Below are 17226 nucleotides of genomic sequence, written 5' to 3' on the forward strand. Positions count from 1 at the left end.
CCATTAAGACTGCAATGCATCGCTCAGGCGGTCTAAACGACTGCGCGCTGAGTTATCGATGACTAGGTCTCCGGCTCGAATAATAACTCCACTAAGTAGAGTCTCATCTATACTGCAATTCAGCTGAACTTTGCGCGCTAAGCGCTGTTCCAATTTGCTGCTGATCTCTGCGCGTTGTTCTTTAGAAAGTTCAACCGCTGAAGTGACTTCAACGTCGATCTCTTTCTCGTGCTCTTGTTTGAGCAATAAGAACTCTTTGCAAACATCAGGAAAAGCCATTAAGCGGCCATTCTCTGCCATTACTTTTATCAAGTTCTGGCCGAATTCATCAAATTGTTCGCCACAAATTACAATGAATACTTCAGCTAATTTTTCAGCAGTTTGAGAGCTGCTTAAGAAATTGTGAACATCATCATTTTGTGCCACTTCGGCAGCAAAAGTAAGCATCTGACCCCATTGGTCTAGCTCACCTTTCTCTACCGCAAAGTCAAACGCTGCTTTAGCATAGGGGCGTGCGATTGTAGTCAAATCAGACATATACAGCCCCTTGCTTTAAAGTTTTGCAGTAATGTTGTTAAGAAGATCATCGTGTACATCTTTATCGATTGTACGCTCAAGGATTTTCTCAGCACCAGCAATTGCCAGAGTTGCGACTTGTTTGCGCAGGTCATCACGGGCACGTGTGCGCTCAGCTTCAATTTCGGCTTCCGCTTGCGCTAAGATTTTCTGGCGTTCTGCCTGAGCCTCTTCGCGAGCTTCATCAATAATTTGAGCCTTGCGTTTATTTGCCTGTTCAATAACCTCAGTTGCGGTGCGCTTCGCTTCTTTCAATTGGTCAGAAGCGTTGGCTTGTGCTAGATCCAAGTTTTTAGCAGCGCGTTCAGCGGCTACTAGACCGTCAGCAATTTTTTTCTGACGCTCTTCAATTGCTTGCATGATTGGTGGCCATACATATTTCATGCAGAACCAAACAAACATAGAAAAAGCAATTGCTTGACCTAACAGAGTTGCGTTCATATTCACAACAGCTACCCCTCGTTAAGAATCAACTACAAAAATTTAATTAACTAATTAACAGTTAATTAGCCTGCTAGTTGACCAACAAATGGGTTAGCAAACGTGAATAGTAGTGCGATTACGATACCGATCATTGGAACAGCATCCAGTAGACCAGCGATGATGAACATCTTAACTTGTAGCATTGGAGCCATTTCAGGTTGACGCGCAGCGCCTTCTAGGAATTTACCACCAAGAATAGCAAAACCAATTGCAGTACCTACGGCACAAAGACCAACAATAATAGCAACAGCGATTGCTGAAAAACTTAGTACAGTTTCCATTTACGTTCTCCGATTAACATTAATAGTTAGAATAAAACTTAAAAATTTTTAGTGATCGCCATCTTCATGGGCCATTGATAAATAAACAATTGTTAACATCATGAAAACAAATGCTTGAATCAAAATAACCAAGATATGGAAGATAGCCCAAGGTAGAGAGCCTACCCATTGTAAATACCACGGTAGCATTGCCGCACAAAGAATGAATACAACCTCACCTGCGAACATGTTACCGAATAGACGCATACCAAGTGATAGAGGCTTCGCGAGTAGCGATACCACTTCAATCAGTAGGTTAAACGGGATCATGATTGGGTGATTAAATGGATGTAAAGCAAGTTCTTTGGCGAATCCACCTAAGCCTTTTACTTTGATGCTGTAGTAGATCATCAGAGCAAAAACACCTAAGGCCATTGACATGGTTATATTAACATCAGCTGAAGGAACCACTTTCAAATAAGGGATACCTAGCCAATGCTCCGCAGGATATGGTAAGAAATCGATAGGCACTAAGTCCATCAAGTTCATTAAAATAATCCAGCAGAATATAGTCAGTGCTAATGGAGCAATCAGAGGGTTGCGGCCATGGAAAGTGTCTTTAACGTTGCCATCAACGAATTCAACTACCATTTCAACAAAACACTGAAGCTTACCAGGTACACCTACTGTTGCTTTCTTAGCGACTGAGCGAAAAACCCAAAGGAATAACATCCCTGTCAACACCGAAAAAAACAGACTGTCTATATGTACGTTCCAGAAACTTGTCTCCTCTACAAGACCAAACTTAGCTAAAGAAAGGTTTTGTAAGTGGTGCTCAATGTATCCGGATGCTGTTGGCGCAGCCATAACTCATCCTATTTTTTATTGTTAATGAAAAGCACTGGCGCAAAGATATTAATACCTAGAACCAGTAAATAGGTCAGTTTGAGGGGAACTAATTCCACCTGCATATACATGTAGACAATAGAGAATAGTAGAACTGTGATAAGGATTTTTAGCGCTTCGCCTGCATAGAACGACGCCGCAACTAACTTAGTTGCGCGAGCTCCACTAAATAGGAAAGCACACACACAAAAAACTGCATTTGCGATGACAAAAATACCGCCACCGATTAATGCAGCAAAACCCCAATCAGGATTAACAGCTAAACCTAACCCTATCGCCACTAATATAACCGCGCTAAGCTCGATCAATAACATTTGCTTTGCAAGCACTCGTCCTGGTCTTGCTAACGCCGCTACCATGTATTCGTTCCTCTTTTAAGCCTTCTTTACTACTCGCTTAAAAGCGTGCTGAGAAATTGGCGAAAATTATACGTTCAGCCAAATTGATTGCAATAACAATGCAGCAATCATTTACATTTTTGCATACAAACCTACAACTTTTGTACGAAATTACTTGTTTATTACATAATTGACCTAAATCAATTATCTCATTTAGTACTCTAGTTTAGCAATAAGTTGCTCTAATTTGTGAGGCTCATCAAGAGTAATTGTCACTTTTGACTTACCGCTAACAGAACGAGTAACTGAAACGTTTGCTTGCAATTTTTCCGTGAGTCTTCGTGAAAGTTCGATAGCTTCTGTGTCTTCAGGTTTCGATTCACCTTCAACGTCTGGTTTTAAGCACTTTTTGACAAGTTGCTCAGTTTGACGCACGGTCATTTTTTTGGTTGCCGCAGTGTTTGCTGCTTCAACCTGGGTATCACCTTCAAGCGCAAGCAGTGCTCGAGCATGCCCCATTTCCAGTTGTTTATTGGAAACTAAACCTTTTACTTCATTTTCGAGCTGATTTAGACGTAATAAGTTACTCACCGTAGCTCTCGATTTACCGATTACATCAGCGACTTGTTGGTGTGTCAGCTCAAATTCGTTCTGTAGTCGCTCTAGCGCTTGTGCTTCTTCGATAACATTCAGATCTTCACGCTGAATATTCTCAATCAACGCCATCGCGATAGCGGCTTTGTCTTCGACTCTCTTGACCAAACATGGCACTTGTTTAAGGCCAGCTTGACGAGCCGCTCTCCAACGACGTTCACCAGCAATAATCTCGAACTGGTCGTGCGCCAATGGGCGAACTACGATCGGTTGGATAATGCCTTGAGATTGAATTGATGCTGCCAGCTCTTCTAGCGCTTCAGGCGCAATATCCTTACGCGGTTGATATACACCAGGCTTCAAGCAACCAACAGCCAGTTCAATAAGCTCACCATCAGCCGACAACGCCTGACTATGAGAAGCAACTTGCTGTTTTTCACGAGCCAATGAGCTAGTTGCAAGTAATGCATCTAACCCTTTTCCTAAACCACGCTTAGACATTGAGCGAATTCCTTTGGTTAGACCTATACTGGGACTTCTTCACGACGCAACATTTCGCCTGCAAGAGCAAGATATGCCTTAGCACCTGCGGAATACTTGTCGTAGTACATTGCTGGCTTGCCATGACTCGGCGCTTCTGCCAAACGTACATTTCGAGGGATCACAGTTCGGTAAACTTTGCTACCGAAGTGTTTTTTGAGTTGATCAGATACTTCGTTCGATAAGCGGTTGCGAGGATCGTACATAGTACGCAGAAGACCTTCGATCTTCAGGTTCTCGTTTACAACAGCCGCTAGCTTACTGATGGTATCCATCAATGCAGTCAAACCTTCCAAAGCAAAGTATTCACATTGCATAGGAACCAATACGGAGTCGGCCGCAGCCATCGCGTTGATTGTAAGAAGGTTTAATGAAGGCGGGCAATCAATAAAGATGAAATCATAGTTGTCGCGAATGGATTCGAGTGCGTTTTTTAAACGAACTTCACGAGCAAATACTTCCATTAACTTGATTTCTGCCGCAGTCACATCACCGTTTGCGGCGATGAGGTCATAATTGCCAGATGTACTTCGGCAAACTACCTCATCAAATGGGGTGTCTTCAACCAGCAAATCGTAAGCAGTTGCTTCAACTTGATACTTATCGACACCGCTCGCCATAGTGGCATTACCTTGAGGATCGAGGTCAACAACCAATATCTTGCGTTTTGTTGCCGCCATTGATGCTGCCAAATTAATGCAAGTTGTTGTTTTTCCTACGCCGCCCTTCTGGTTGGCAATTGCTACGATTCTACCCACTATGGCCTCGCTGATTATCCCTGACGCGATAAAGTAACTAGATGACGCTCTCCATCAAGCTCTGGCACTTGCAAAGCTTTAATGTCTGTCACTGAACACCATTCAGGTAACAGGTCGATTTCGTCTCTAGGATGTTGTCCCTTAAGAGCCAAAAATACACCGGATTGCTCTTTAGGTAAATGGTGACACCACTCTACCATGTCTGTCATTGACGCAAATGCACGACTGAGCACTGCATCAAACTTTTCTTCTGGTTGAAATTCTTCAACGCGACTTTGAACCGGTACCACGTTGTCGATACCCAGCTCATGAATCACCTGTTTGATAAAACGAATACGCTTACCTAGGCTGTCTAGCAAGTAAAACTCGCAGTCTGGATTCATGATTGAGAGCGGAATCCCAGGAAGACCAGGTCCCGTACCCACATCGATAAAGCGCTTACCTTGTAAGTGAGTGCTAACAATGATGCTATCTAAGATATGTTTCACCATCATTTCTTGTGGGTCACGAACTGATGTTAGGTTATAAGCTTTGTTCCACTTGTTCAGTAACTCAACGTAGCCAACCAACTGGCCACGTTGTTTTTCAGATACTTCAAGTTCAGTCTGGCCAATAAGGTGATCCAGTTTTTCGCGTAATGCGCTCATTATGCTTCCTCACCTTTTTTCAACAGGCCGTGTTTTTTCAAGTAAACCAACAGAATTGAGATTGCTGCAGGTGTGATACCTGAAATTCGCGAAGCAATACCAATTGAGTCAGGCTTAGCTGTCGTTAGTTTAAGAACCACTTCGTTAGAAAGTCCTTTTACCTTGCTGTAATCGATATCAGCAGGCAGTTTGGTGTTTTCATGACGCAGTGATTTTTCAATTTCGTCTTGTTGACGCTGAATGTAACCATCGTACTTCACTTGGATCTCAACTTGCTCAGACGCTTGTTGATCTTCCAGTGCAGGACCAAAACGATCCAATGCGGTTAACTGTGAATAAGTCATTTCAGGGCGACGAAGAAGATCTTCACCGCTCGCTTCACGAGACATTGGTGTTTTCAGAATTTGGTTCAGTTGATCAATATCTTCAGATTTTGGATTAATCCAAGTCTCTTTCAGACGTTGACGCTCCTTCTCCATGTTTTCCATCTTCTCGTTGAAACGAGCCCAACGAGCGTCATCAACAAGGCCAAGTTCACGCGACTTTTCAGTCAAGCGGATATCGGCGTTGTCTTCACGAAGCAGCAGACGGTATTCCGCGCGAGACGTAAACATGCGGTAAGGTTCTTTGGTACCCATGGTAGATAGGTCGTCGATAAGCACGCCCATGTAAGCTTGGTCACGACGTGGACTCCAGCCTTCTTTGCCTTGAGTAAACAAACTTGCATTCAGACCGGCCATCAAGCCTTGTGCAGCCGCTTCTTCATAGCCAGTGGTACCGTTGATTTGACCCGCAAAGAATAGACCTTTGATAAACTTAGTTTCGTAAGTCAGCTTAAGGTCGCGAGGATCAAAGAAATCGTACTCAATCGCATAGCCAGGGCGAACGATATGAGCATTTTCAAAGCCCTTCATCGAACGAACAATTTGAACCTGTACATCAAACGGCAGACTGGTAGAGATACCATTCGGGTATAGCTCGTGAGTCGTTAGACCTTCTGGCTCAATAAAAATTTGGTGACTGTTCTTGTCAGCAAAACGCATTACTTTGTCTTCAATCGAAGGGCAGTAACGAGGGCCAATGCCTTCAATCACACCCGCGTACATAGGGCTGCGATCAAGGTTGGCACGAATTACGTCATGCGTATTTTCATTGGTATGCGTGATGTAACATGGAATTTGACGAGGTTGTTGAGCTCGGCTGCCCATGAACGAGAAAACAGGCGTCGGGTTATCACCGTGCTGAACCTCAAGCTCAGAAAAATCAACGCTACGCGCATCGATACGAGGAGGAGTACCTGTTTTCAGGCGATCAACTCGGAATGGAAGATCACGAAGACGGTCAGCCAGTGCGATCGATGGTGGATCACCAGCACGGCCACCTGAAGAACTTTCCATACCAATATGGATCTTGCCGCCTAGGAATGTGCCCACAGTCAGAACCACAGCGCTTGCGCGGAACTTAAGGCCCATCTGCGTTACCACACCTACCACTTGATCCTGTTCAACGATCAAGTCATCAACCGACTGTTGGAACAAAGTCAGGTTTGGCGTGTTTTCAAGAACGTTACGAACAAAGGCTTTGTACAGTGCGCGGTCAGCTTGTGCACGAGTAGCACGAACCGCAGGGCCTTTTGATGCGTTCAATGTTCTGAACTGAATACCTGCATGATCAATAGCTTGCGCCATTAATCCACCCATTGCATCGACCTCTTTTACCAAGTGGCCCTTACCGATCCCGCCAATGGCTGGGTTACAAGACATTTGTCCTAGTGTATCGATATTATGAGTAAGTAATAACGTACTTTGACCAGTACGTGCAGATGCGAGTGCGGCTTCCGTTCCTGCATGGCCACCACCAACAACGATGACGTCAAATTTTTCGTGATAAAGCATGAACCGACCTCAGGTATTCAAACGTTTTCTAGATTGATAAAAAGGAGCGATATTCTACCTGTTTTCATAGCCTGAGAAAACGTTTTTGGGATTTTTCGAAAAAGCTGTTTTTAATTAATATAGATAAGATCTTTAAGGAGATCTTTTATTAGACCTATTATTAGGATCGAGGGTATCTGTGGATAAGTCGGAAATGATCAACGAGATCATGGATCTTTTTTGGATCAAATGATGTGATCTAACTTTGATCAGGATGAGGATTAGCTGGGATCAAAATGGCTACTTATTCACAGGAGGAAATTAGCCTAAAACTTGTTATTTGGATAACTATAGGTTAATCACCGTATATGTATGATCTTATCCACAGCAGAAATTGAAAATAGATCGCTAATTTTCGATGTTTTTGAAAAAAAGTTATTCACAATCACGATGTTCAGAGACAAAAAAAGCGGCATAAGCCGCTTTTTGAGAGAGGAGAGAGGTTAAAACTGGTCGCTATGATCGTTGAACCAAGCTTCTGCTGCGTCTTCTGGTACCGGAGTTTCCAATACATCGATGGTAAAACAGTCAGAAATAGGCTGAGCACCGAGCTCTTTCATCTGGCTGTGGACTGATTTTCCCGCCAAACAGAAGGTATCGTAACTCGAATCACCAAGCGCCACGACAGCAAAGCGAACCGGGCTTAAATCTGGAGATTGCTGGGTCAATGCGTCGATAAACGGCTTAATATTATCTGGAAATTCACCCGCACCATGAGTTGAAGTCACCAGCAACCAAAAGCCTTGTTGGGGAATATCATCGAATTCAGGCTGATTATGAAGGGTGATCTCGTGGCCTTGCTCTTCAAGAAGATCATTAAGGTGATCGCCAACGTACTCTGCACCACCTAAGGTGCTGCCTGTAATAATGTGGATCATTAAGCTGTCCTTACTAAAGAAAAAGGCCAGCATGAGCCGGCCTTTAAAGGTTATTTACCAATACAGAAAGAGGTGAAGATACGGCCGAGTAGGTCATCGGAACTGAATTCACCAGTAATCTCGTTAAGGTGTTGCTGCGTTATACGCAGTTCTTCTGCCAAGATTTCCCCTGCCATATAGCCTTCGAGCTGTTGCTGGCCAATATCTAGATGCTCAGATGCGCGTTCTAGGGCATCTAAGTGGCGACGACGTGCCATGAAGCCACCTTCATTGCCACCAGCAAAGCCCATGCAATCTTTTAAGTGATTACGTAGTGCATCAACGCCTTGTCCCGTCTTTGCTGATAGTCGAATCAGAGTTGGATCATTAACATGGCAAATCCCGAGATCTTCACCGGTTTGATCGGCTTTGTTACGAATCACGGTCATTCCGATGTTATTCGGCAGACGATCAACGAAATCTGGCCAGATATCTTTCGGGTCGGTTGCATCGGTAGTGGTGCCATCGACCATAAATAAAACGCGATCGGCTTGAGCAATTTCTTCCCAAGCGCGTTCAATACCGATTTTTTCGACTTCATCCGAGGCTTCACGCAGGCCTGCGGTATCAATAATGTGCAGTGGCATACCATCAATATGGATATGTTCACGAAGTACATCACGGGTTGTACCTGCAATATCAGTCACAATCGCGGAGTCTTTACCCGATAATGCATTCAGTAAGCTCGACTTACCGGCATTAGGACGACCTGCAATCACCACCTTCATACCTTCACGCATGATGGCACCTTGATTGGCTTCTTGGCGAACCGCTTCGAGGTTGTCGATGATAGCTTGTAAGTCAGCACTTACTTTACCGTCAGCAAGGAAATCAATCTCTTCTTCTGGGAAGTCGATAGCGGCTTCAACATAGATGCGTAAGTGAATCAGAGAGTCCACCAGCGTATTAATGCGTTTCGAGAACTCACCTTGCAACGATTGCAGAGCTGATTTCGCCGCTTCTTCTGAACTGGCATCAATGAGGTCAGCAATCGCTTCTGCTTGGGTTAAATCCATCTTGTCGTTCAAGAAGGCACGCTCCGAGAACTCACCTGGGCGTGCTGCGCGTAGCCCTGGAATAGCGAGGATGCGCTTGATGAGCATATCCATTACCACAGGACCACCGTGGCCTTGCAGCTCTAAAACGTCTTCACCGGTAAACGAGTGCGGGTTAGGAAAGTAAAGCGCGATGCCTTGGTCTAGCTCTAAACCATCGTGAGATTTAAAAGGGGTGTACTCAGCGTAACGTGGTTTCAGTACTTTGCCGGTAACTTCAAGCGCAACTTGGGCTGCTTGTGGGCCTGAAACGCGAATAATACCGACGCCGCCACGGCCGGGTGCAGTCGCTTGAGCAACAATCGTATCTGTAGTCATAGTTGTGCCTGCTAGCATGTGAAAGCCAAAAAGGGGCGCTCACGATTAATCAATTAGCTGAATTGTAATCAGCTAAAAACAAAAAGGCGACCTTTTGGTCGCCTTTCTTTGTCTCTTTCTATTATCGAACTTACTTAGAATGTAAGCCTTTCTTTTCCAGCGCGCGGTAGATAAGCGTTTGCTGAATCAGAGTTACGATGTTCGATACTAGCCAGTATAGAACCAGACCTGAAGGGAAGAACAGGAAGAAGAATGTGAACATAACCGGCATAAAGGTCATGATCTTCTGCTGCATTGGATCCGTTACAGTTGTCGGGCTCATCTTCTGGATTAGGAACATTGAAGCACCCATCAGAAGTGGCAAGATGTAGTATGGGTCTTGTGCTGAAAGGTCAGTAATCCAACCGAAGAACGGTGAGTGACGCAGTTCAACAGACTCCATTAGTGCCCAGTATAGCGAAATGAAGATAGGCATTTGCAGAAGGATAGGTAAACAGCCACCTAGTGGGTTTACTTTCTCTTTCTTGTAAAGCTCCATCATTTCTTGGCTCATGCGTTGACGGTCGTCGCCGATACGCTCACGCATTGCAGTCAGCTTAGGCTGAAGCATACGCATTTTCGCCATAGACGTGTACTGAGCTTTCGTTAGTGGGTACATAGCACCACGAACGATGAAAGTTAGACAGATGATTGCCAGACCCCAGTTCACAACGATGCCTTGAATGAACGAAAGCAGAGTATGAAGTGGTTTAGCAATGAACCATAACCAACCGTAGTCAACTACTAGGTCTAGGTTAGGTGCAACAGCAGCCATTTGGTCTTGAAGTTTAGGACCAACCCAAAGCGTTGCTTTGAAGTTTGCTTCGTCGCCAGTAGCGATGGTTTTGTTCGGCATGCGAACACCGATGTCGCCAAGGTTACCAATTACACGAGTGTAAAGGTTGCTGCCTGCTTCGTCGCGTGGGATCCATGCACTTGCAAAGTAGTGCTGAATCATCGCTGCCCAACCTTGACCGTTTGCTAGGTTAAGAGACAGGTTGCGATCTTGCATGTCGTCGAAGCTGTATTTTTTGTAACGCGTATCTTCCGTAGAGTAAGCACCACCACGGTAAGTTGGCATTGTTAGGCTACCGCCGTCATCCATTACGTTCTGACGCAGGTGAGCGTACATGCCGAATGTCGCGTTGTTACCAGAGTTGTTGACTACATCGTATTCAACATCCATTGCGTAGCTGCCACGCTTAAGGATGAATGTTTTCGTGTAATCAAGGCCGTTCGCTTGGTAAGTCATCGGGATGCGTAGTTCATCCTGACCATCAGCAAGCGTGAAGCTGTCTGCTGAAACTGTGTAGCTTGGGCGGTTTGTGCTGCTTAAATCGATACCTTGAGGACCCACTAGACCGCTTTGTGCGATAAATTGGTGACCTGGTTCGTTTTTAAGAAGAACAAACGTATCTTCAGAATCGAACTCAGCAGAGTAATCGTTTAGGTTTGCTTTAACGACATCACCACCAACCGTATCAATTGACAGAGTCAGTACATCAGTTGTTACTGTGATAGTTTTAGCAGAAGAAGCAACTTGACCAGGAGCCGGGTCTAGATCATCTGCATAAGATGGCGCTGGTAGGGTGCTGCCAGATTGTGCCTGCTCAACCGCTTGTGGTGCTGGATTCTGAGCTACGTTCCATTGTTGGAACAGTAGGAAAGAAACCAAAGCCAATGCGATTAACAGGATATTACGTTGAGAATCCATCGTTATTTATCTCTGTCTTGTTTTTGGACTGGTGGAACGGGGTCAAAGCCCCCTTCGTTCAAAGGATGGCATTTTAATAGACGTTTGCCTGATAACCAACACCCTTTTACAAAACCGTGAGCTTTCAACGCTTCTATCGCATATAAAGAGCAGGTTGGAGTAAATCGGCAGCGTGGGCCGATGAGTGGACTAATAAACCATCTATAAAAATAGATGGGTATTAGCGCTATCCACGCGAAGGGCGAGACAGGCGAAGCCATAATTTGTCGAGTAGCTTGAACATTTCTTCATTGCTTAAATCTTGCGCGCTCTTCTTAGCGATTACAACAAAATCTTTGTTAGGAAGTTTGTGTTGAGTGTTACGAAAGCTTTCACGAGTAAGACGCTTGAATCGGTTACGACCCACGGCGGTTTTAATCTGCTTTTTCGGAACGGCTAATCCAAGACGAGGATTTGAAAGAGAGTTATTTCGGGCAATGATGGTGAAATGAGGGGAGCCAGCTCGATGAGCTTGCTTGAAGACATTTTGATAATGTTCGGGAGTTAACAAGCGTAACTCCCGACCGAAGGCTAGCTTATTCAAAATAATCAAAGATTACTTAGAAAGACGCTTACGGCCTTTTGCACGACGTGCATTGATTGTTGCGCGACCGTTCTTAGTAGCCATGCGAGCACGGAAACCGTGAGTACGCTTACGCTTTAGAACTGTAGGTTGAAAAGTGCGTTTCATTGTAATTACCTTACTGATCAGTAGTTTTAGGTTTTTGTTAAACCCGGCGTGGGCATTTTTTCTCTTCTTTATATAAGAAAGGAAAACCGACGCCTCTCAACAAAGAGGCGGAATTGTAATCACTGTCACAAAAAGTGTCAATGATTGGGTTAACTAAAATTCCGGTCGGGGGATTATACGTAGAATAACTAAAATCACAAGGATCCTTAGTCGATCCCAACCTTATTTAAGAATTTTTTTAATTTAGGATCCTGTGGATTACCAAAAATATCCTGTGGAGATCCCTGCTCGATAATATGACCGTCAGCCATGAAGATCACTCGGTCTGCGACCTCTCTCGCGAACTGCATTTCATGGGTAACCACCAGCATGGTTTGATGCTGATTTGCCAGTTTCTTCATTAGGTTAAGCACTTCGCCAACCCACTCAGGATCGAGCGCTGAAGTCGGCTCATCAAACAGTAAAAGCTCGGGTTGTAGTGCCATTGCACGGCCAATACCCACCCGTTGTTGCTGGCCACCAGAGAGCGCGGCTGGGTAGCTATCACCTTTGTCACCTAAGCCAATATCATCAAGTATTTGTTGTGCTTTTTCATGGGCTTGCTGTTTTTTCCAACCACGAACGGTAATTAAACCTTCAGCAATATTCTGTCTCGCGGTTTGGTGAGCGAACAGTGCATAGTTTTGGAACACAAAACCGGTCTTACGACGCAGTGCAAGCACCTCTGCCTTAGTGTGTTTCTGAGTATCAACCTTGATATCATCAATCGAAATCGTGCCTTGATCGGCCTGCTCTAGAAAATTCACACAACGCAGTAGGGTAGATTTACCCGTACCACTTGAACCTATGATGACAATTATCTCACCTTGTTTGATTTCTAGGTCGATCCCTTTCAAAACTTCGGTGTCACCAAACTGCTTGTGGATACTTTGTAATTTGATCATCGTACATACGCCTTATTCAGTTTCACTTCGGCCCAAATTTGAATACGAGTGAGGATAACCACCACGCCCCAGTAAATCAGTGCGACTGCTAAGAAAGCCTCGAAGAAGCGGAAACTTGAAGAAGCCTCCATCTGAGCTTTAGCCATGATTTCGGCGACACCTAGGGTGAAGGCAAGTGAAGTCGACTTGATCATATCGATGAAGTAGTTCATCAACGACGGCAGTGCCACGCGAGTTGCTTGCGGTAAGATCACTCGGCGCATCGCTTGGCTGGTTGTCATACCGACCGAAAGGCTGGCTTCCATCTGGCTGCGATCAATACCGATAATCGCGGCACGAATACTTTCTGCCATATACGCGGCAAAGTGCAGGGTTAAGCCAATCACAGCGGCGCTGAAGGCATCCAACCCAACCATCCACGGGAAGACTTGTGGTAAGCCGTAATAAAGGAGGAACAGCTGCACCAACAGTGGTGTGCCTCGGAAGAAGCTAATGTACAGCTGGCTCAGTTGGTCGAGCACTGGGATTTTGAATACACGAATATTCGCCAGTATCAGAGACAGGATCAGAGCAAAGAACAAGCCCCAGGTCGCCATCTCCATCGTGGTGCCTAAATACTTCAGTAGTATTGGCAACAGCTCTAGCATGTAATTAAAGTCAAATCCCATAATCTATCTCGTATTTTTATTGGCAGTGTTGTTCTATATGTAAGTACTGTTGTATCAGGTTTTTTAATCAGTGCACAAAAGCAAAAAGCCCACCGCTGTATAAAGCAGTGGGCCTTGAATGGAGAAAGTGAGTAATTACTTCTGAGTAATGTCCGCACCAAACCATTTCTGAGAGATACTTTCTAGCGTACCATCTGCGCGCATTGCTGCTAATGCTTCATTTACTTCTGCTTGCAGTTTTTTGCCGTTATCGTTGTCGACGAAAGGCCAAGCGTTTTCAATTGTTTCGAATGGCTGACCTGCTAGTTGTAATGGTAGACCAGTCTTCTTGATAAGCTCTAGTGCTGATAGGCGATCCATTACGAATGCATCGGCACGACCCAGTGCCACGTCATGTTCAATACCTGTATCGTAGGTTTTTACATTGATCTTGCCATCTTTGTCGTAGCTGCGAAGCAGTTGTTCAAAGTTTGAGCCTAGGTTTACCGCAACCGTCTTGCCATCAAGGTCTTCGATGCCTTTAATGCTGTCATTACCTTTACGAACGGTAATTTGTGCGCCGTCTACTACGTATGGGTCTGCGAATAGGTATTTCGCTTTACGTGCATCCGTCATTGTAATTTGGTTTGAAATGGTATCGATGCGACCCGTTTCAAGAAGACCAAACAGACCAGAGAAGTTTGCCGTTACGTATTCAACCTTGTAATCGTTACGCTTACCGATCTCATCCCATAAATCCACTTCAAAACCCTGTAGCTGGTCTTGTTTAACGAACGTAAACGGGAAATAGCGACCAGACATGCCGACTTTAACTTCAGTCGCAGCTTGAACAGTAGCAGCAGAGAGTGCGATAGCCGCAATTGCAGCCTTAATCCAGTTATTCATTTGGTAACTCCTTATATTTATGGGTTTGGATGTTACTGGGAAAATGCTCACTAGAATAAATAACCAGATGTTATTAACCATAACCAGATTGAATTCCCGATTTGGGGATAACTAGCAAGGATCCGGGCATAAGTGGATCATTGTGTGAGTAAATTAGGGGCAAGATGTGTGGATCCACCGATAAATTACAAATTTATTGTGAATAACTTGGATCTTATTCACTGGATCTGTGATCAATTGCTGGTGATCTGACTTATCAACAGGTAAAATTAGCGGTCATTTCATATTACTTTAAATAGAGTGAGGGCACCGTGTCATCTTCGCTTTGGTTGCAGTGTTTGCAACAGCTTCAAGAAGAGTTACCAGCTACAGAATTCAGTATGTGGGTTCGTCCGTTACAAGCGGAACTCAATGACAATACTCTAACTCTATTTGCACCGAACCGTTTCGTACTCGATTGGGTTCGTGATAAGTATCTAAATAGCATTAACCGTCTGCTGCAAGAATATTGCGGTAACGATATCCCACATCTTCATTTTGAAGTGGGAAGCAAGCGTGTGATTGCACCAAAGCCTGCGACACCGACACCAACTCAGACTCGCACTGCAGCTGATGTGGCCGCTGAGTCATCAGCACCTGCGCAATTACAAGCTCGCAAACCTGTCCATAATATCTGGCGTGATGAAGAGCCTGTCGCGGTTGACTTGAATCACCGCTCAAACGTGAACCCAAAACATAAGTTCAATAACTTTGTTGAAGGTAAGTCGAACCAACTCGGTTTGGCTGCGGCACGTCAGGTTTCTGATAACCCAGGTACAGCCTACAACCCGTTGTTCCTATACGGCGGCACTGGTTTAGGTAAAACGCACTTGTTGCATGCGGTGGGTAACGCCATTGTTGATAATAAGCCGAATGCGAAAGTGGTTTACATGCACTCAGAGCGTTTTGTTCAGGATATGGTAAAGGCTCTGCAAAACAACGCGATCGAAGAATTTAAGCGCTACTACCGTAGTGTTGATGCATTGCTTATCGATGACATCCAATTCTTTGCTAATAAAGAGCGTTCTCAAGAAGAGTTCTTCCATACCTTTAACGCGCTGCTTGAAGGCAATCAACAGATCATCCTAACGTCTGACCGTTATCCAAAAGAGATCAACGGGGTAGAAGATCGTCTTAAATCTCGTTTCGGCTGGGGTTTGACGGTAGCGATTGAGCCACCAGAGCTTGAGACACGTGTTGCGATCTTGATGAAGAAAGCCGAAGACCACCAAATTCACCTTGCGGATGAAGTGGCGTTCTTTATTGCCAAGCGTCTACGCTCTAACGTTCGTGAACTGGAAGGCGCATTGAACCGTGTTATTGCGAATGCAAACTTCACTGGCCGCCCGATCACGATCGACTTCGTGCGTGAAGCACTGCGTGACCTACTTGCACTGCAAGAAAAACTGGTCACTATTGATAACATTCAAAAGACAGTAGCCGAGTACTACAAAATCAAAGTCGCTGATCTATTGTCTAAGCGTCGTTCTCGTTCTGTTGCTCGTCCACGTCAATTGGCGATGGCACTGGCGAAAGAGCTAACAAACCACAGCTTGCCTGAGATTGGCGATGCATTCGGTGGTCGTGACCACACGACGGTACTGCATGCTTGTCGTAAGATTGCTCAGCTGCGTGAAGAGAGCCACGACATTAAAGAAGATTATTCGAACTTGATTCGTACCCTTTCTTCTTAATACACAGTATTCTTAACCTTAATAAGCAGAATCTTGGCCACGTACTATTACGCAGTGCCATTTAGACCGTAAGAGCAAGATATGAAATTTACCATTGAACGTAGTCACCTGATTAAGCCATTACAACAAGTATCTGGCGCACTCGGTGGCAGGCCAACGCTTCCAATTCTAGGAAACCTACTGATTAAAGTAGAAGATAACGTGTTGTCGATGACAGCGACGGATCTAGAAGTTGAACTGATCAGCCGTGTAACGCTTGAAGGTGATTTCGAAGCGGGTAGCATTACCGTACCTTCACGTAAATTCCTAGATATCTGCCGTGGATTGCCAGATAACTCAGTGATCACGGTGGTATTGGATGGTGACCGTATTCAGGTTCGCTCTGGTCGTAGCCGCTTCTCTTTAGCAACATTACCTGCGGCAGATTTTCCAAATATTGAAGACTGGAGCAGTGAAGTTGAAGTGTCAGTGACACAAGCTGAACTTCGCGGTCTTATCGAGAAAACACAATTCTCAATGGCGAACCAAGATGTTCGTTACTACCTCAACGGTATGTTGTTTGAGATTGAAGGCTCTATCCTGCGCAGCGTAGCGACCGATGGTCACCGTATGGCAGTATCTCAAGCACAACTGGGTGCGGATTTTGCTCAGAAGCAGATCATTGTTCCTCGTAAAGGTGTTCAAGAGTTAGTGAAGCTATTGGATGCACCTGAACAGCCAGTAACACTGCAAATTGGTAACTCTAACGTGCGAGCTGAAGTGAACAACTATGTCTTCACTTCTAAGCTGGTTGATGGTCGTTTCCCTGATTATCGCCGCGTAATGCCGCAAAATACCACCAAGACACTTGAAGCTGGCTGTGATGAATTACGTTCAGCATTTTCTCGTGCTGCGATTCTATCGAATGAAAAATTCCGTGGTGTTCGCGTTAACCTTGCGGATAGCGAGATGCGCATTACCGCGAACAACCCAGAGCAAGAAGAAGCAGAAGAAGTACTCGATGTTAACTTCGACGGTGACGCGCTAGAGATTGGCTTCAACGTAAGCTACGTATTGGATGTTCTGAACACACTGCGTTGTGAACAGGTTCGCATCTCAATGTCAGACGCCAATGCGAGTGCTCTTATCGAGAACGCGCAAGATGACAGCGCGATGTACGTTGTTATGCCAATTCGCTTATAAGCTGC

At 44.9% G+C, this 17226-nt stretch carries 20 protein-coding genes; 2 read left to right on the plus strand and 18 right to left on the minus strand.

Going from position 1 to position 17226, the window contains the following annotated elements; genetic code table 11:
* Positions 1-3 precede the first annotated feature (3 nt).
* The 18 genes from atpH to AB4133_RS20900 form a co-directional block, all read right to left on the minus strand.
* Complete coding sequence (gene atpH, locus AB4133_RS20815) at positions 4-537, minus strand: F0F1 ATP synthase subunit delta (protein ID WP_017058795.1); 534 nt, start codon at positions 535-537, stop codon at positions 4-6.
* 15 nt (positions 538-552) lie between these two features.
* Positions 553-1023, minus strand: coding sequence for a F0F1 ATP synthase subunit B (atpF, locus tag AB4133_RS20820; protein WP_032545592.1), 471 nt, complete (start codon positions 1021-1023; stop codon positions 553-555).
* 59 nt (positions 1024-1082) lie between these two features.
* The gene (gene atpE, locus AB4133_RS20825) at positions 1083-1340 is read right to left on the minus strand and encodes a F0F1 ATP synthase subunit C (protein WP_004411110.1); all 258 of its coding nucleotides are present in this window, start codon (positions 1338-1340) and stop codon (positions 1083-1085) included.
* A gap of 48 nt (positions 1341-1388) precedes the next feature.
* Positions 1389-2186 carry a F0F1 ATP synthase subunit A gene (atpB, locus tag AB4133_RS20830; protein WP_017058797.1) on the minus strand — a complete coding sequence of 266 codons (798 nt, stop codon included), beginning with the start codon at positions 2184-2186 and terminating at the stop codon, positions 1389-1391.
* Between the two features lie 8 nt (positions 2187-2194).
* Positions 2195-2584, minus strand: a complete 390-nt coding sequence (locus tag AB4133_RS20835; RefSeq protein WP_017058798.1) for a F0F1 ATP synthase subunit I — start codon at positions 2582-2584, stop codon at positions 2195-2197.
* Positions 2585-2776: 192 nt separating this feature from the next.
* Entirely contained in the window at positions 2777-3658 is an 882-nt protein-coding gene (locus AB4133_RS20840; RefSeq protein ID WP_017058799.1) for a ParB/RepB/Spo0J family partition protein, read from the minus strand.
* A gap of 23 nt (positions 3659-3681) precedes the next feature.
* Complete coding sequence (locus AB4133_RS20845) at positions 3682-4455, minus strand: ParA family protein (protein ID WP_136978676.1); 774 nt, start codon at positions 4453-4455, stop codon at positions 3682-3684.
* 14 nt (positions 4456-4469) lie between these two features.
* Positions 4470-5102, minus strand: a complete 633-nt coding sequence (gene rsmG / locus AB4133_RS20850; RefSeq protein WP_017058801.1) for a 16S rRNA (guanine(527)-N(7))-methyltransferase RsmG — start codon at positions 5100-5102, stop codon at positions 4470-4472.
* Complete coding sequence (mnmG, locus tag AB4133_RS20855; protein ID WP_017058802.1) at positions 5102-6997, minus strand: tRNA uridine-5-carboxymethylaminomethyl(34) synthesis enzyme MnmG; 1896 nt, start codon at positions 6995-6997, stop codon at positions 5102-5104. The genes rsmG and mnmG overlap by 1 nt, the downstream gene beginning before the upstream one ends.
* A 482-nt stretch (positions 6998-7479) precedes the next feature.
* Positions 7480-7914, minus strand: coding sequence for an FMN-binding protein MioC (gene mioC / locus AB4133_RS20860; RefSeq protein WP_017058804.1), 435 nt, complete (start codon positions 7912-7914; stop codon positions 7480-7482).
* Positions 7915-7964: 50 nt separating this feature from the next.
* A complete protein-coding gene (gene mnmE / locus AB4133_RS20865) occupies positions 7965-9326 on the minus strand; it encodes a tRNA uridine-5-carboxymethylaminomethyl(34) synthesis GTPase MnmE (RefSeq protein ID WP_029235098.1) in 1362 nt (453 codons plus the stop codon).
* 130 nt (positions 9327-9456) lie between these two features.
* Positions 9457-11079, minus strand: a complete 1623-nt coding sequence (gene yidC, locus AB4133_RS20870) for a membrane protein insertase YidC (RefSeq protein ID WP_017058806.1) — start codon at positions 11077-11079, stop codon at positions 9457-9459.
* 2 nt (positions 11080-11081) lie between these two features.
* Positions 11082-11339, minus strand: a complete 258-nt coding sequence (yidD, locus tag AB4133_RS20875; protein ID WP_004735802.1) for a membrane protein insertion efficiency factor YidD — start codon at positions 11337-11339, stop codon at positions 11082-11084.
* Entirely contained in the window at positions 11306-11629 is a 324-nt protein-coding gene (rnpA, locus tag AB4133_RS20880; RefSeq protein WP_017055478.1) for a ribonuclease P protein component, read from the minus strand. Before rnpA ends, yidD begins: the two co-directional genes overlap by 34 nt.
* A gap of 45 nt (positions 11630-11674) precedes the next feature.
* Positions 11675-11809: a 50S ribosomal protein L34 gene (gene rpmH / locus AB4133_RS20885; RefSeq protein ID WP_004735800.1), complete on the minus strand. Its 135-nt coding sequence runs from the start codon at positions 11807-11809 to the stop codon at positions 11675-11677.
* Between the two features lie 206 nt (positions 11810-12015).
* Positions 12016-12753, minus strand: a complete 738-nt coding sequence (locus AB4133_RS20890) for an amino acid ABC transporter ATP-binding protein (RefSeq protein WP_017063027.1) — start codon at positions 12751-12753, stop codon at positions 12016-12018.
* Positions 12750-13421, minus strand: a complete 672-nt coding sequence (locus AB4133_RS20895; RefSeq protein ID WP_009848134.1) for an amino acid ABC transporter permease — start codon at positions 13419-13421, stop codon at positions 12750-12752. The genes AB4133_RS20890 and AB4133_RS20895 overlap by 4 nt, the downstream gene beginning before the upstream one ends.
* A 135-nt stretch (positions 13422-13556) precedes the next feature.
* Positions 13557-14306, minus strand: coding sequence for an amino acid ABC transporter substrate-binding protein (locus AB4133_RS20900; protein WP_009848135.1), 750 nt, complete (start codon positions 14304-14306; stop codon positions 13557-13559).
* A 311-nt stretch (positions 14307-14617) separates the two neighbouring features.
* On the opposite strand from AB4133_RS20900, the gene dnaA reads away from it, so the two are divergent.
* Complete coding sequence (dnaA, locus tag AB4133_RS20905; RefSeq protein ID WP_017058808.1) at positions 14618-16039, plus strand: chromosomal replication initiator protein DnaA; 1422 nt, start codon at positions 14618-14620, stop codon at positions 16037-16039.
* Positions 16040-16120: 81 nt separating this feature from the next.
* On the plus strand, positions 16121-17221 hold the full coding sequence (dnaN, locus tag AB4133_RS20910) for a DNA polymerase III subunit beta (protein WP_017058809.1): 1101 nt from the start codon (positions 16121-16123) through the stop codon (positions 17219-17221).
* The last annotated feature ends 5 nt before the right edge of the window (positions 17222-17226 follow it).

This window comes from Vibrio sp. 10N.286.52.F8, assembly GCF_041468745.1.
GTDB classification, from domain to species: Bacteria; Pseudomonadota; Gammaproteobacteria; order Enterobacterales; family Vibrionaceae; genus Vibrio; species Vibrio crassostreae_C.

Bases quoted from the DNA above. Each gene is read 5' to 3' on its own strand.
- atpH (WP_017058795.1), bottom strand. From the start codon at position 537: ATGTCTGATTTGACTACAATCGCACGCCCCTATGCTAAAGCAGCGTTT.
- atpE (WP_004411110.1), bottom strand. From the start codon at position 1,340: ATGGAAACTGTACTAAGTTTTTCAGCAATCGCTGTTGCTATTATTGTT.
- atpB (WP_017058797.1), bottom strand. From the start codon at position 2,186: ATGGCTGCGCCAACAGCATCCGGATACATTGAGCACCACTTACAAAAC.
- AB4133_RS20835 (WP_017058798.1), bottom strand. From the start codon at position 2,584: ATGGTAGCGGCGTTAGCAAGACCAGGACGAGTGCTTGCAAAGCAAATG.
- AB4133_RS20840 (WP_017058799.1), bottom strand. From the start codon at position 3,658: ATGTCTAAGCGTGGTTTAGGAAAAGGGTTAGATGCATTACTTGCAACT.
- rsmG (WP_017058801.1), bottom strand. From the start codon at position 5,102: ATGAGCGCATTACGCGAAAAACTGGATCACCTTATTGGCCAGACTGAA.
- mnmG (WP_017058802.1), bottom strand. From the start codon at position 6,997: ATGCTTTATCACGAAAAATTTGACGTCATCGTTGTTGGTGGTGGCCAT.
- mioC (WP_017058804.1), bottom strand. From the start codon at position 7,914: ATGATCCACATTATTACAGGCAGCACCTTAGGTGGTGCAGAGTACGTT.
- mnmE (WP_029235098.1), bottom strand. From the start codon at position 9,326: ATGACTACAGATACGATTGTTGCTCAAGCGACTGCACCCGGCCGTGGC.
- yidC (WP_017058806.1), bottom strand. From the start codon at position 11,079: ATGGATTCTCAACGTAATATCCTGTTAATCGCATTGGCTTTGGTTTCT.
- yidD (WP_004735802.1), bottom strand. From the start codon at position 11,339: ATGGCTTCGCCTGTCTCGCCCTTCGCGTGGATAGCGCTAATACCCATC.
- rpmH (WP_004735800.1), bottom strand. From the start codon at position 11,809: ATGAAACGCACTTTTCAACCTACAGTTCTAAAGCGTAAGCGTACTCAC.
- AB4133_RS20890 (WP_017063027.1), bottom strand. From the start codon at position 12,753: ATGATCAAATTACAAAGTATCCACAAGCAGTTTGGTGACACCGAAGTT.
- AB4133_RS20895 (WP_009848134.1), bottom strand. From the start codon at position 13,421: ATGGGATTTGACTTTAATTACATGCTAGAGCTGTTGCCAATACTACTG.
- AB4133_RS20900 (WP_009848135.1), bottom strand. From the start codon at position 14,306: ATGAATAACTGGATTAAGGCTGCAATTGCGGCTATCGCACTCTCTGCT.
- dnaN (WP_017058809.1), top strand. From the start codon at position 16,121: ATGAAATTTACCATTGAACGTAGTCACCTGATTAAGCCATTACAACAA.